10 protein-coding genes are annotated in these 12,949 nt (G+C 54.9%); 3 read left to right on the forward strand and 7 right to left on the reverse strand.

What is annotated here, in order from left to right:
- Nucleotides 1–7: 7 nt before the first annotated feature.
- Nucleotides 8–1,366, reverse strand: a complete 1,359-nt coding sequence (cysG, locus tag WFN75_RS15490; RefSeq protein WP_336996606.1) for a siroheme synthase CysG — start codon at nt 1,364–1,366, stop codon at nt 8–10.
- A gap of 240 nt (nt 1,367–1,606) precedes the next feature.
- Between cysG and WFN75_RS15495 the strand changes: the two genes are divergently transcribed.
- A complete protein-coding gene (locus tag WFN75_RS15495) occupies nt 1,607–2,650 on the forward strand; it encodes an aminopeptidase (RefSeq protein ID WP_046886155.1) in 1,044 nt (347 codons plus the stop codon).
- A 97-nt stretch (nt 2,651–2,747) separates the two neighbouring features.
- Here WFN75_RS15495 and cysH read toward each other — a convergent pair whose 3' ends face one another.
- From cysH to cysJ, 3 genes are read right to left on the reverse strand one after another with little or no spacing between them, the layout of a single operon-like run.
- A complete protein-coding gene (cysH, locus tag WFN75_RS15500; RefSeq protein WP_040074250.1) occupies nt 2,748–3,482 on the reverse strand; it encodes a phosphoadenosine phosphosulfate reductase in 735 nt (244 codons plus the stop codon).
- A 15-nt stretch (nt 3,483–3,497) separates the two neighbouring features.
- Complete coding sequence (gene cysI / locus WFN75_RS15505) at nt 3,498–5,210, reverse strand: assimilatory sulfite reductase (NADPH) hemoprotein subunit (protein WP_040074249.1); 1,713 nt, start codon at nt 5,208–5,210, stop codon at nt 3,498–3,500.
- Nucleotides 5,210–7,015, reverse strand: coding sequence for an NADPH-dependent assimilatory sulfite reductase flavoprotein subunit (cysJ, locus tag WFN75_RS15510; protein WP_212476401.1), 1,806 nt, complete (start codon nt 7,013–7,015; stop codon nt 5,210–5,212). Before cysJ ends, cysI begins: the two co-directional genes overlap by 1 nt.
- A 305-nt stretch (nt 7,016–7,320) precedes the next feature.
- Between cysJ and queD the strand changes: the two genes are divergently transcribed.
- A complete protein-coding gene (gene queD / locus WFN75_RS15515; RefSeq protein ID WP_040074247.1) occupies nt 7,321–7,683 on the forward strand; it encodes a 6-carboxytetrahydropterin synthase QueD in 363 nt (120 codons plus the stop codon).
- A 30-nt stretch (nt 7,684–7,713) separates the two neighbouring features.
- Here the strand turns inward: queD and queE are convergent, their stop codons facing one another.
- Nucleotides 7,714–8,385 (reverse strand): 7-carboxy-7-deazaguanine synthase QueE, encoded by a 672-nt coding sequence (gene queE / locus WFN75_RS15520; RefSeq protein WP_207292323.1) that lies wholly within the window; start codon nt 8,383–8,385, stop codon nt 7,714–7,716.
- A gap of 254 nt (nt 8,386–8,639) precedes the next feature.
- Between queE and WFN75_RS15525 the strand changes: the two genes are divergently transcribed.
- Nucleotides 8,640–9,854 carry a glycosyltransferase gene (locus tag WFN75_RS15525; RefSeq protein ID WP_336996453.1) on the forward strand — a complete coding sequence of 405 codons (1,215 nt, stop codon included), beginning with the start codon at nt 8,640–8,642 and terminating at the stop codon, nt 9,852–9,854.
- A 52-nt stretch (nt 9,855–9,906) separates the two neighbouring features.
- On the opposite strand, the gene eno is transcribed toward WFN75_RS15525, so the two are convergent.
- On the reverse strand, nt 9,907–11,202 hold the full coding sequence (gene eno / locus WFN75_RS15530) for a phosphopyruvate hydratase (RefSeq protein WP_032613680.1): 1,296 nt from the start codon (nt 11,200–11,202) through the stop codon (nt 9,907–9,909).
- A gap of 82 nt (nt 11,203–11,284) precedes the next feature.
- Nucleotides 11,285–12,922 (reverse strand): glutamine hydrolyzing CTP synthase, encoded by a 1,638-nt coding sequence (gene pyrG / locus WFN75_RS15535; protein ID WP_040074244.1) that lies wholly within the window; start codon nt 12,920–12,922, stop codon nt 11,285–11,287.
- Nucleotides 12,923–12,949: the final 27 nt, after the last annotated feature.

The following is a 12,949-nucleotide window of genomic DNA, read 5'->3' on the forward strand; positions in this document are numbered from 1 at the left end:
CCGTTCCTTAAGCCAAATTTACAACAGAAGAACCAAAGCCTTCCGTCTCGGTTGTGTGCTGGAACCAGGCGAGCGTGCTATGCAGCTGCACCACTTCACCCACCACAATCAGGGCGGGCATAGGGGCGTCTTTCGCCAGGGTTGCAAGGTTGTGTAATGTGCCGATGGCGACATGCTGATCGGCGCGCGTGCCGCGAGAGATCACGGCAACGGGCGTTGCTGCATCGCGACCGTGTTGAATCAGTTGTTCGCTGATATCCGCCGCTTTCATGGTGCCCATGTAGATAGCGAGGGTCTGACGACTTTGCGCCAGCTGCGACCAGTCGAAGGGGGTGCTGTCGGCTTTGTAGTGCCCGGTGACAAAGGTGACGCTTTGGGCGAAATCACGATGCGTAAGGGGGATACCGGCATAGGCCGTTACCGCCGAGGCGGCCGTGATGCCCGGCACCACCTGGAACGGGACGCCCGCTTCCGCCGAGGCCTGCAGCTCTTCACCGCCGCGACCAAAGATAAAGGGATCGCCCCCTTTCAGGCGCACCACGGTTTTACCCGCTTTGGCTGCCGCAATAAGCATCTGGTTGGTTTCATGTTGCGGAATAGAGTGCTCTCCCGCCCGTTTACCCACGCAGATCTGCTCGGCGTCGCGACGAATAAGCTCGCGCACACCGTCGGTAACCAGGTGATCGTAAAACACCACGTCAGCCTGCTGGATCACCTGTAAACCGCGCAAGGTCAGCAACCCGGCATCTCCCGGCCCGGCGCCGACCAGAATAATTTCGCCATTTGCCCCCTGCCCGGAGGCGAGTGAGCGTTCCAGGTGTTGTTCCGCTTCGGCCTGATTACCCGCCGCCATCAGACTGGCGAAGCGGCCGCGGAAAGCGCGATCCCAGAAGCGACGGCGACCGTCGGTGGTGGTAATCACCGTTTTCAGACGCTCACGAAACTGGCCCGCTACCGCGGCCATGCGGCCAAGGTTCGCTGGCAGCAGGGCCTCTATTTTTTCACGCAGCAGACGCGCCAGCACCGGTGCATTGCCACCGGAAGAGATGGCAACCAGCAGGGGCGAGCGGTCAACGATAGAGGGGAAAATAAACGAGCACAGCGGCTGGTCATCCACCACGTTCACCAGACGGTGACGGGCATTCGCGGCATTAAAGACCTGGCGGTTCAGCTCGCGATCGTCCGTTGCGGCGATGACCAGTACCACGTGATCGAGCATGCTGGGCTCGAATTCGGCACCGGTAATGACCTGCACGCGCGCACCTGCCTTATGTAAAAAGGCAATTTTACGATCGGCGACCTCGCCCGTACCAACAACCAGCACGGGTCGATCTTTAATGGCAGCAAATAACGGCAGGTAGTCCACAGTGCTACAACTCACTAACAATCAGGAATAGTGGGACTATAGGGGGCGGCTAAGATCGAATGAAATTACGAATTGGAATGAGTAGTTACTCAATGGAATAACGCCCTGAAAAAGCTAATATCAAAAAGTGCTTAACGCGCGATTTTTCGGGTATTTAAGAGCAAATCAAATTGTGTAAGGCCGATCACAGTTTCATACTAGGCGCGTCAAATTTTTTGCTCTGTTTTTAAGGACTCCCCTATGTTTTCCGCAATGCGCCACCGTATCGCTGCCCTGGCGTTCGGCGTTTGCTGTATCTTCCCCGTTCAGGCAAAAACCCACCCTTTTGGTGAAATGGCCGCCGAACAGGCACGACACATTGCCACCGTGTTTCCAGGACGCATGACCGGAACGCCCGCCGAAATGCTTACCGCCGATTATGTGCGTCAGCAGTTCGCCGGAATGGGGTATCAGAGTGATATCCGTACCTTCCACAGCCGCTATATCTATACCTCCCGCAATCGTACGCAAAACTGGCATAACGTCATCGGCAGCACGGTGATTGCAGCGCACGAGGGCGAAACGGCACAGCAGATTATTATTCTCGCCCATCTCGATACTTTCGCGCCGATGAGCGATAACGATGTGGATAACAACCTGGGCGGCTTAACGCTACAGGGGATTGATGACAACGCAGCCGGCGTCGGGGTGATGCTGGAGCTGGCAGAACGCCTGAAAGATATTCCGACCCAGTATAGCGTGCGCTTTATTGCCACCAGCGGCGAAGAAGAAGGACGACTTGGGGCCGAAAATGTACTGAATCGCATGAGCGAGAAAGAGAAAAAAAATACGCTGCTGGTGATCAATCTCGATAACTTAATCGTGGGCGATAAACTCTATTTTAATAGCGGCAAAACCACCCCGGCCCCGGTGCGTAAGATCACCCGGGACCGCGCGCTGACGTTAGCCCGTGCGCACGGCATTTTCGCCACCACCAACCCCGGTGGCAATGCGGCCTACCCGAAAGGAACAGGTTGCTGCAACGATGGTGAGGTGTTTGATAAGGCCGGGATCCCGGTGCTGTATGTTGAAGCAACCAACTGGTCGTTGGGTAAAAAAGATGGCTACCAGCAACGGGCGAAGTCGAAAGCGTTCCCGGATGGCACCAGCTGGCATGACGTGAGACTGGATAATCAGCAGTACATTGATAAAACCCTGCCGCAGCGCATAGAACACCGCAGTCGCGATGTGGTGCGTATTATGCTGCCGCTGGTGAAAGAGCTGGCGAAAGCGGGGAAAGCGTAGCGCGGGGTTTTCCCCTCACCCTAACCCTCTCCCACAGGGAGAGGGGATCTTAGAGAGCACGCTTTTTCCCCAGCCCTTCAGAGAGAGGGGAAATCAGTCAACCTTCGTGCAATCCGCATTCGCGCTTAAGCCCAAAGAAGCGGGTCTCTTCTTCCGCCATGCCGGGCTCCCATTTACGCGTGGTATGGGTATCGCCCACCGACAGATAGCCCTGATCCCACAGCGGATGGTATTTCAGCCCATGCTGTTGCAGATACTGATACACGGTACGGTTGTCCCAGTCGATGATCGGCAGCACTTTGAACACGCCGCGCTGGACAGCCAGCACCGGCAGGCTGGCACGGCTGCCAGACTGATCCCGGCGCAGCCCGGCAAACCAGGTTTGCGCATTCAGCTCTTTCAGCGCCCGGTTCATCGGCTCGACTTTGTTGATCTCATTGTATTTCTCAATGCCCTCAACGCCCTGCTCCCACAGCTTGCCGTAACGCGCCTCCTGCCAGGCCGCGCTCTGCGCTGCGCGATACACTTTCAGGTTCAGCTTCAGCTTATCCGTTAACTCATCAATAAACTGATAGGTCTCCGGGAACAGATAGCCGGTATCGGTGAGGATCACCGGAATGTCCGGGCGGATCTGATTCACCAGATGCAAACTGACCGCTGCCTGGATACCAAAGCTCGATGAGAGCACAAACTCTCCCGGCAGATTTTCCAGCGCCCATGCTACACGCCCTTCGGCGTCCAGCTTCTCCAACTGGGCATTGGTTTCTGCAAGCTGAAGAACACGTTCCACTTTGGGCAGTGCATTCAGGGCATTTAAATCGAGTACGGACATAATTACCTCTCGTGTTTACTCCCAGAAATCCCTTGCGGGATCGAGCACCGGGCGAATGATGCCCGCACGCACCGTAAAGTCGCCGAAGCCTTCACCCGCTTCGCGCTCTTTCGCCCAGCGCCCGACAAGCTGGTCAATGGAATCGAGAATTTCCGGCTCCGTGATGTTTTCGCGATACATTCGCGGAATACGTGTCCCCATCCGGTTACCGCCCAGATGCACGTTGTAACGGCCCGGCGCTTTACCCACCAGCCCCAGCTCGGCCAGCATCGCGCGGCCACAGCCGTTCGGGCAGCCGGTCACGCGCATTACGATATGCTCGTCCGGGATACCGTATTTTTGCAGGATCGCTTCCACTTTGTCGGTGAACGACGGCAGGAAGCGTTCGGCTTCAGCCATCGCCAGCGGACAGGTGGGGAATGAGACGCAGGCCATTGAATTTTCACGCTGCGGTTTTACCGCATCCATTAGCCCGTGGCTGCGCGCCAGCTCTTCGATCTTCGCTTTCTGATTTTCTGGCACGCCCGCAATGATCAGATTCTGATTAGCGGTGATCCTGAACTCGCCCTGATGGATCTTCGCAATTTCCAGCAGGCCGGTTTTCAGCGGACGCCCCGGATAATCGAGAATACGGCCGTTTTCGATGAACAGCGTCAGGTGCCAGTTATTATCGATACCTTTCACCCAGCCGATACGATCGCCGCGCCCGGTAAATTCGTAAGGACGGATCGGTTCGAACTTAATGCCTGCACGACGCTCCACTTCCGCTTTGAACGTCTCAACGCCCACGCGCTCCAGCGTGTATTTGGTTTTCGCGTTTTTACGATCGGTACGGTTACCCCAGTCGCGCTGGGTGGTAACGACCGCTTCCGCCACTGCCAGGGTGTGCTCCAGCGGCAGATAACCAAACTCACTCGCAGTGCGGGCATAGGTATTCTTGTTGCCGTGCTCGATAGAAAGCCCCCCGCCCACCAGCAGGTTAAAGCCCACCAGCTTGCCGTTTTCCGCAATGGCGACAAAGTTCATGTCGTTAGCGTGCAGATCGATATCATTCTGCGGTGGGATCACCACGGTCGTTTTGAACTTACGCGGCAGATAGGTCTGCCCGAGGATCGGCTCTTCGTCGGTGGTTGCCACTTTTTCCTGATCGAGCCAGATCTCCGCGTAGGCGCGGGTGCGCGGCAGCAGATGTTCAGAGATCTTTTTCGCCCACTCGTAGGCTTCTGCGTGCAGTTCGGACTCGTATGGGTTCGAAGTGCAAAGCACGTTACGGTTCATGTCGTTGGCGGTCGCCAGCGCGTCCAGCCCGACGGAGTGCAGCATCTGATGTACCGGCTTCACGTTCTTCTTCAGAATGCCGTGGAACTGGAAGGTCTGACGGTTGGTCAGACGGATGCTGCCGTAAATCGTGTTTTCACCGGCAAACTTGTCGATCGCCTGCCACTGTTTCGTGGTGATGATCCCACCCGGCAGGCGGCAGCGCAGCAGCATCGCATGACGCGGCTCCAGCTTCTGCTCGGCACGCTCGGCGCGAATATCACGGTCGTCCTGCTGATACATACCGTGGAAACGGATCAGCAGGAAGTTATCGCCTTTAAAACCGCCGGTAAGACCGTCATTCAAATCTTCGGCAATGGTGCCACGCAGGTAGTTGCTCTCTACCTTCATGCGCTCGGCATCAGACAGTTTGCCTTCGACCACCAGTGGGCCAGGATGTTTTTCGCTCATTAGTAGACATCTCGCTGATAACGGCGCTCTACGCGCAGCTCACTTAAAAATTCATCCGCCGCTTCGGCATCCATACCGCCGAATTCGGCAATCACTTCCAGCAGTGCCTGCTCAACGTCTTTCGCCATACGATTGGCATCGCCGCAGACATAAATATGGGCACCATCATTAATCCAGCGCCACAGCTCTGCGCCCTGTTCGCGCAGTTTGTCTTGTACGTATACTTTTTCTTTTTGGTCGCGAGACCAGGCCAGATCGATGCGCGACAGCACGCCCTCTTTGACGTAGCGCTGCCACTCAACCTGATAAAGGAAATCTTCGGTAAAGTGTGGGTTGCCGAAGAAGAGCCAGTTTTTACCCGGCGCCTCGTCTGCCGCACGCTGCTGCATAAAGGCGCGGAATGGCGCAATACCGGTTCCCGGGCCAATCATAATCACCGGAGTTTCCGGGTTAGCCGGCAGGCGGAAGTTGTCGTTATGTTCGATGAACACCCGGACTTCGCCATCCTCTTCTACGCGATCAGCCAGGAAGCTGGAAGCGCCGCCCGCCCGGGCACGACCTTCGATGTCGTAGCGCACTGCACCCACGGTAATGTGCACTTCGCTTTCCACTTCCGCCTGCGACGAGGCGATGGAGTAAAGTCGCGGCGTGAGGGGGCGCAGCAGGCCAACCAGCGCCTCAGCATCCAGCTGTGCCGGCGAGAAACGCACCATATCGACAATCGGCGTGGTGGCGGCGTAATGCTGCAACTGTGCCTTATCCCCTACTAACGGCAACAGCGTTTCGCTGCGCGTTAAGGTGGCATAGTTTTCAACGATATTGGCGGTGTTAACGGTCAACTCAAAATGCCACTGCAGGGCCTCGGCCAGCGGCAGGGTTTTGCCATCCACGGTAACGGGCTCATCGCCCTTCAACCACAGCAACTCAACCAGCTCTTTCACTAAGGCAGGGTCATTCTGATACCAGACGCCCAGCGCATCGCCTGGCTGGTAGCGCAGGCCGGAATCAGCGAGATCGATTTCGATATGACGCACATCTTTTTCAGAGTCACGGCCGGTGATTTTTTGGTTAACAGAGAGCGCAGCCGTCAGCGGCGCCTCTTTAGTATAAGGGCTAGAGAAGACTTCATTTACCGCGCCGGACGCGGTAACGGCGGCCTGAGCCGGCGTCTCTTTTGGCACACGCGCTTTCAGCACATCCACAATGCGCTCGCGCCACTGGGCCGCTGCTGCCTGATACTCTACGTCGGTATCAACGCGGTCCAGCAGACGCTCGCCGCCGAGCTCCGCCAGTTTGCTATCAAAATCTTTACCCGACTGGCAGAAGAATTCATAGGAAGAGTCCCCGAGACCAAAGACGGCAAACGCCGTGCCGTCGAGCTTCGGCGCTTTCTTAGAAAACAGGAATTTATGCAGCGCTACCGCCTCTTCTGGCGGCTCACCTTCGCCCTGCGTTGAGGTCACCACCAACAGCAATTTCTCTGACGCGATTTGCTTAAATTTGTAATCTCCGGCGTTGACCAGATTCACGTTCAGTTTGGCGGTCAGCAGGTCATCGCGAAGTTGCTCTGCCACACGACGAGCGTTACCGGTCTGGGACGCGGAGATCAGCGTAATCGACGGAACCTCGACCGCTGCCGCAGGTGCAGCGGCCGCAGCGCCAGGCTGCTGGTTAAGGACACCCCAGAAATAGCCAGAAACCCAGGCAAGCTGGTGAGGAGAGAGATCGGTGGTGGCTGCCTGGAGGCGCGCCAGTTGCTCCGGATTTAGCGGTAGCAAATTTGAAGGTGGGGCCTGTGTTGTCATGCGTCGTTATGTTCCAGTAGCAAAGCGGACTTTAAGCGAATAAATCCAAACTGAAGATAAGGTTAACGGCGGCGATAATAACAATTAAAGAAGGGATGGAAATATTAAATAACCAAATGAACTAACCTGTTTTAGTTATCGTTCTTAACAATAAAAACGATTATTTAACCTAATGAAATTTATAGATAAAAAAGCAAATTACCCCATAACCTAGGCCCACCGGCAAGTTTGGCCGTTTTAGCTAATGATAAAAAAAGTCCTTTCCGGTACTATGCGGCGGTTTTTTCCGCATTTGAGAGTCCACGATGTCCACCACACTGTTTAAAGATTTCATCTTCGAAGCCGCACACCGCCTGCCTCACGTACCGGAAGGACACAAATGTGGCCGTCTGCACGGGCACTCCTTTATGGTGCGCCTTGAAATTACGGGTGAGGTCGATCCGCATACGGGCTGGATTATGGATTTTTCCGAGCTGAAAGCGGCCTTCAAACCCACTTATGATCGCCTCGATCACTATTATCTGAACGACATTCCGGGTCTGGAAAACCCCACCAGCGAAGTGCTGGCGAAATGGATTTGGGATGTGATGAAACCGCAGGTTCCGCTGCTGAGCGCGGTGATGATCAAAGAGACCTGCACCGCCGGATGTGTCTATCGCGGCGAGTAAAAAAAAGCCCGGTTAAACCGGGCTTTTTTTTTAAGCGATGTTCAGGTACTTGTGCGTCTGCATCGACAACCGCCAGTTGCGGGCGATGCAGGTTTCGATGCACAGGCGCGTGGCATCCTCTTTCTGACTGATGGGTTGCAGCGCAATCACGCGCTGTTTTTCATCCGTCAGCGTTGTCAGCAGCTCATCCAGCGCTTCGATATCCCGCACGCGGCCAACCGGATGCTTGATTTCATCAGCACGCTCCAGCGCCTGGGATAAGATATCGTAGCCGCCGCGCATGTTTACCTTAGGTGAGACCGTCACCCAGGTGGTGTGAGAGCAGCGGACTTCGTGGGTACCGCTGGTCTCAATCTGGCAGCTATAACCATTTTTTTCCAGCAACTGGGTGAGCGGCATCAGATCGTGAATGCAGGGCTCGCCCCCGGTGATGACCACGTGACGCGCCGTCCAGCCCTGGCGGCTAATAATCGCCAGCAGATCTTCCGAACTGGCCGCGCCCCACTTATCGCTCTCTTTGGTTTTGGCCAGGATGCTAAACAGCGACACTTCTCGATCCGCGAGCTTATCCCAGGTATGTTTGGTGTCGCACCAGGCACAGCCTACCGGGCATCCCTGCAAACGAATAAAAATAGCGGGAACGCCGGTAAAGTAACCCTCGCCTTGCAGGGTCTGGAACATCTCGTTAATCGGGTACTGCATAGTTATCTCTGGTCTGATTTGCGGGGGGGCATTATTGCAGATCGCACATAATCAGGCAAAACAACCCCGGCCACGATTTTATACCTGTCAGTTTAAGGATAGCCAGGCTAACAGTCCTAAGGTAGAAAGCCGTTTTCAGAAGGCAATGTTAAAAACATTAAAACTTACGCTACGCTTTAAAGATATCGCCCATCCGGCACGCGTCGACGTTAACCCCCTTGACTGAGTAGCCATCACAATACTGGACAAGCAGAATGAGCCATTTTGCGGTAATAACGCTACCGTTATACAGCCATATGCACGCTATGGAAGCACTGGCAAAACACCTTATCATGCGCGGCCATCGGGTCACTTTTTTTCAGCAGGAAGAGGCTCGCACCTTGCTCAGGGAACCGCAGGCGCACTTTGTCGCTGTGGGTAACCCGACGCAGTCTGCGCTGCGCGAGCCGGGGTTTTTTCGCCTGATATCAGATATGGCAAGCGTTACCGATATGCTGTGCCGTGAACTGCCCCTCGCCTTCCGACAGCACAATATTGACGCCGTGATTGTCGATCAGATGGAGCCGGCTGGAGGGTTGGTTGCACAAGCTCTCAACCTGCCTTTTATCTCCATCTGCTGCGCCCTGCCGGTAAACCGGGATAACAACATCCCCCTACCAGTGATGCCTTTTCGCTATGGCACCAGCGATCGCTGCCGGAAATTATACGCCTCCAGCGCGGATGTTTATGACTGGCTGATGTCGAGACAAGGCCGGGTAATTGCCCGTCATGCCCGGGCATTTGGTCTGCCTTCGCGCAGCAGACCAGATCAATGCCTGTCGCCGTTGGCCCAAATCAGCCAGACCATTCCAGGCTTTGATTTTCCGCGCTCCTTGCCCGCCTGCTTCCATGCGGTAGGCCCGCTACGCTACGATCCGCTAACGGTTTCATCTGGCAAAAAGAAGCCGTTTGTTTTTGCGTCATTAGGCACGATCCAGGGCTACCGCTTTGGACTGTTCCGCACGATTGCCCGCGCCTGCCGACAGGCTGGTGTGCCCCTGCTTATTGCCCACTGCGACAGACTCAATGCAAGTCAAACTGCCCGGCTGGCGCGTGCGGGGACGCAAATTGTAGGATTTACCGATCAGCTGGCGGTATTACGTGATGCCAGCGCCGTCATCACCCACGCCGGACTGAATACGGTTATGGATGCCATCGCCACCGCCACGCCTATCCTCGCCGTGCCGCTAGCATTTGATCAGCCAGGCGTCGCCGCCCGCGTGGTCTTCAGCGGCATTGGTCTTAAGGCCTGCCGTTTTTCGCCGAGCCGCACGCTCAGCCAGCATCTTCTCGACCTGCTGGAAAATAAGCAGTACACGCAGCGCATCACCGCCCTCCAGACTCAGCTGATAAACGCCGGAGGGGCAGCACGGGCTGCAGAAATTATTGAACAGGCGGTATGTACACGTCATAGCGTACCTACGGTGTGATGATAAAAAAAAACCCGCCGAAGCGGGTTTTTCTAAAGATTAAGGTTCAGGATTACTGACCTTTGATCTCTTTACGGCCGTTGTATGGTGCTTTTTCGCCCAGCGCTTCTTCGATACGAATCAGCTGGTTGTATTTAGCAACACGGTCAGAACGGCTCATAGAACCGGTTTTGATCTGGCCTGCAGCGGTACCCACTGCCAGGTCAGCAATGGTCGCATCTTCAGTTTCGCCAGAACGGTGAGAGATAACCGCAGTGTAGCCAGCGTCTTTCGCCATTTTGATCGCAGCCAGAGTTTCGGTCAGAGAACCGATCTGGTTGAATTTGATCAGGATGGAGTTAACGATGCCTTTCTCGATACCTTCTTTCAGGATCTTGGTGTTGGTTACGAACAGATCGTCACCAACCAGCTGGATTTTGTCGCCCAGTACTTTGGTCTGGTATGCGAAACCATCCCAGTCAGACTCGTCCAGACCGTCTTCGATAGAGACGATTGGGTACTGTTTGGTCAGGTCTTCCAGGAAGTGAGTGAACTCTTCGGAGGTGAAGGCTTTGTTGCCTTCGCCAGCCAGGACGTATTTACCGTCTTTGTAGAATTCAGATGCTGCACAGTCCATCGCCAGGGTGATGTCGGTGCCCAGCTCGTAGCCCGCTGCTTTAACCGCTTCTGCGATTACAGCCAGTGCTTCGGCGTTGGAGCCCAGGTTAGGTGCATAACCACCTTCGTCACCAACTGCAGTGTTCATACCTTTAGCTTTCAGAACTTTAGCCAGGTTGTGGAACACTTCAGAACCCATACGTACCGCTTCTTTCAGGGTTTTCGCGCCAACTGGCTGAATCATGAATTCCTGAATATCAACGTTGTTGTCTGCGTGCTCACCACCGTTGATGATGTTCATCATTGGTACAGGCATGGAGTATTTGCCTGGGGTGCCGTTCAGTTCAGCAATGTGCTCGAACAGTGGCTGACCTTTGGACGCAGCGGCAGCTTTGGCGTTTGCCAGAGACACGGCCAGGATTGCGTTCGCACCGAAGTTAGATTTGTTTTCAGTACCGTCCAGATCGATCATGATCTTGTCGATGCCAGCCTGGTCTTTCGCGTCTTTGCCCAGGATAGCCTGTGCAATTGGGCCGTTAACCGCGCCAACCGCTTTGGTTACGCCTTTGCCCAGGAAACGGGATTTGTCGCCATCGCGCAGTTCCAGCGCTTCGCGGGAACCAGTAGAAGCACCTGACGGCGCAGCTGCCATACCGACGAAACCACCTTCCAGGTGTACTTCGGCTTCAACAGTCGGGTTACCACGGGAGTCGATGATTTCACGACCGATGACTTTAACGATTTTGGACATTAGATTTTCCTCAGTACAAGTTAAACTAAAACTCCAGACAAACAACGCGTACCAAAGGTACGCGTTGCCGTTCTAACTTTTTTTACTTCGCCTGACGCTTCTGGTAATCGCTGGCGGCTTTCACGAAGCCGGCAAACAGCGGATGTCCATCGCGCGGGGTTGAAGTAAATTCCGGGTGGAACTGACAGGCAACAAACCATGGATGGTTCGGCACTTCGATGATCTCGACTAACTGATCATCCCCGGAGCGGCCCGCAACACGCAGGCCCGCGGCTTCAATCTGTTTCAACAACATGTTGTTGACTTCATAGCGGTGACGATGGCGCTCGGTGATGGTCGGCTCGCCATACAGCTTGCGAACCACGCTATCATCGGTCAACTGGCAGGCCTGTGCGCCAAGACGCATAGTGCCACCCAGATCGCTCTTCTCGGTACGGACTTCGACGTTACCTTCTTCGTCGCGCCATTCGGTAATAAGCGCCACAACAGGGTACTTACAGTCTGGCACAAATTCCGTAGAGTTCGCGTTTTCCATCCCCGCTACGTTGCGCGCAAATTCGATCAGCGCAACCTGCATACCCAGGCAGATGCCGAGGTAAGGAATATTGTTTTCACGCGCATAGCGTGCGGTGGCGATCTTGCCTTCAACACCACGGTAGCCGAAGCCGCCTGGGATCAAAATCGCATCCAGATCTTTCAGAATTTCAACGCCGCGTGTTTCAACATCCTGCGAATCAATCAGCTTGATGTTTACAGAGACGCGGTTCTTCAGACCACCGTGTTTCAGCGCTTCGATAACGGACTTATAGGCATCTGGCAGTTCGATGTACTTGCCAACCATACCGATAGTCACTTCGCCTGCCGGGTTCGCTTCTTCATAGATAACCTGTTCCCATTCAGACAGGTTAGCTTCCGGACAGTTCAAGCTGAATCGTTTACAAATATAATCGTCCAGCCCCTGAGATTTCAACAGGCCTGGAATTTTATAAATGGAATCGACATCTTTCATTGAAATAACGGCTTTTTCTGGCACGTTACAGAACAATGCAATTTTCGCACGTTCGTTCGCTGGCACCGCACGATCGGAGCGGCAAACGAGGATGTCTGGCTGAATACCGATAGAGAGCAGCTCTTTAACAGAGTGCTGGGTCGGCTTGGTTTTCACTTCACCGGCAGCCGCCATGTACGGCACCAGCGTCAGGTGCATGAACAGCGCGTGTTCACGACCGATATCCACCGCCAACTGACGAATTGCTTCCAGGAATGGCAGGGACTCGATATCCCCTACGGTACCGCCGATTTCCACCAGCACCACGTCGTGGCCTTCGCCACCCGCGATAATGCGCTCTTTAATGGCATTGGTGATGTGCGGGATAACCTGAACGGTTGCGCCCAGATAGTCGCCACGGCGCTCTTTACGCAGAACGTCAGAATAGATACGGCCAGTGGTGAAGTTGTTGCGGCGGCTCATTTTGGTGCGAATGAAGCGCTCATAGTGACCCAGGTCCAGATCGGTTTCGGCGCCGTCTTCAGTAACGAACACTTCCCCGTGTTGGATCGGGCTCATGGTGCCAGGATCGACGTTGATGTACGGATCCAGTTTCATCATGGTCACATTGAGGCCACGGGCTTCAAGAATGGCTGCGAGGGAGGCTGCGGCAATGCCTTTACCCAGAGAGGATACGACCCCGCCGGTCACAAAAATATAGTTCGTTGTCATGCTGAACCTGAGAAGTTAGGGTGAAAC

It is taken from the genome of Leclercia sp. UBA7405 (genome assembly GCF_037152215.1).
Classification (GTDB): Bacteria; Pseudomonadota; Gammaproteobacteria; order Enterobacterales; family Enterobacteriaceae; genus Enterobacter; species Enterobacter pneumoniae.

What these genes read in the sequence shown, in the direction of transcription:
- WFN75_RS15495 (WP_046886155.1), top strand. Translation starts at nt 1,607, where the DNA reads ATGTTTTCCGCAATGCGCCACCGTATCGCTGCCCTGGCGTTCGGCGTT.
- cysH (WP_040074250.1), bottom strand. Translation starts at nt 3,482, where the DNA reads ATGTCCGTACTCGATTTAAATGCCCTGAATGCACTGCCCAAAGTGGAA.
- cysI (WP_040074249.1), bottom strand. Translation starts at nt 5,210, where the DNA reads ATGAGCGAAAAACATCCTGGCCCACTGGTGGTCGAAGGCAAACTGTCT.
- cysJ (WP_212476401.1), bottom strand. Translation starts at nt 7,015, where the DNA reads ATGACAACACAGGCCCCACCTTCAAATTTGCTACCGCTAAATCCGGAG.
- queD (WP_040074247.1), top strand. Translation starts at nt 7,321, where the DNA reads ATGTCCACCACACTGTTTAAAGATTTCATCTTCGAAGCCGCACACCGC.
- queE (WP_207292323.1), bottom strand. Translation starts at nt 8,385, where the DNA reads ATGCAGTACCCGATTAACGAGATGTTCCAGACCCTGCAAGGCGAGGGT.
- WFN75_RS15525 (WP_336996453.1), top strand. Translation starts at nt 8,640, where the DNA reads ATGAGCCATTTTGCGGTAATAACGCTACCGTTATACAGCCATATGCAC.
- eno (WP_032613680.1), bottom strand. Translation starts at nt 11,202, where the DNA reads ATGTCCAAAATCGTTAAAGTCATCGGTCGTGAAATCATCGACTCCCGT.
- pyrG (WP_040074244.1), bottom strand. Translation starts at nt 12,922, where the DNA reads ATGACAACGAACTATATTTTTGTGACCGGCGGGGTCGTATCCTCTCTG.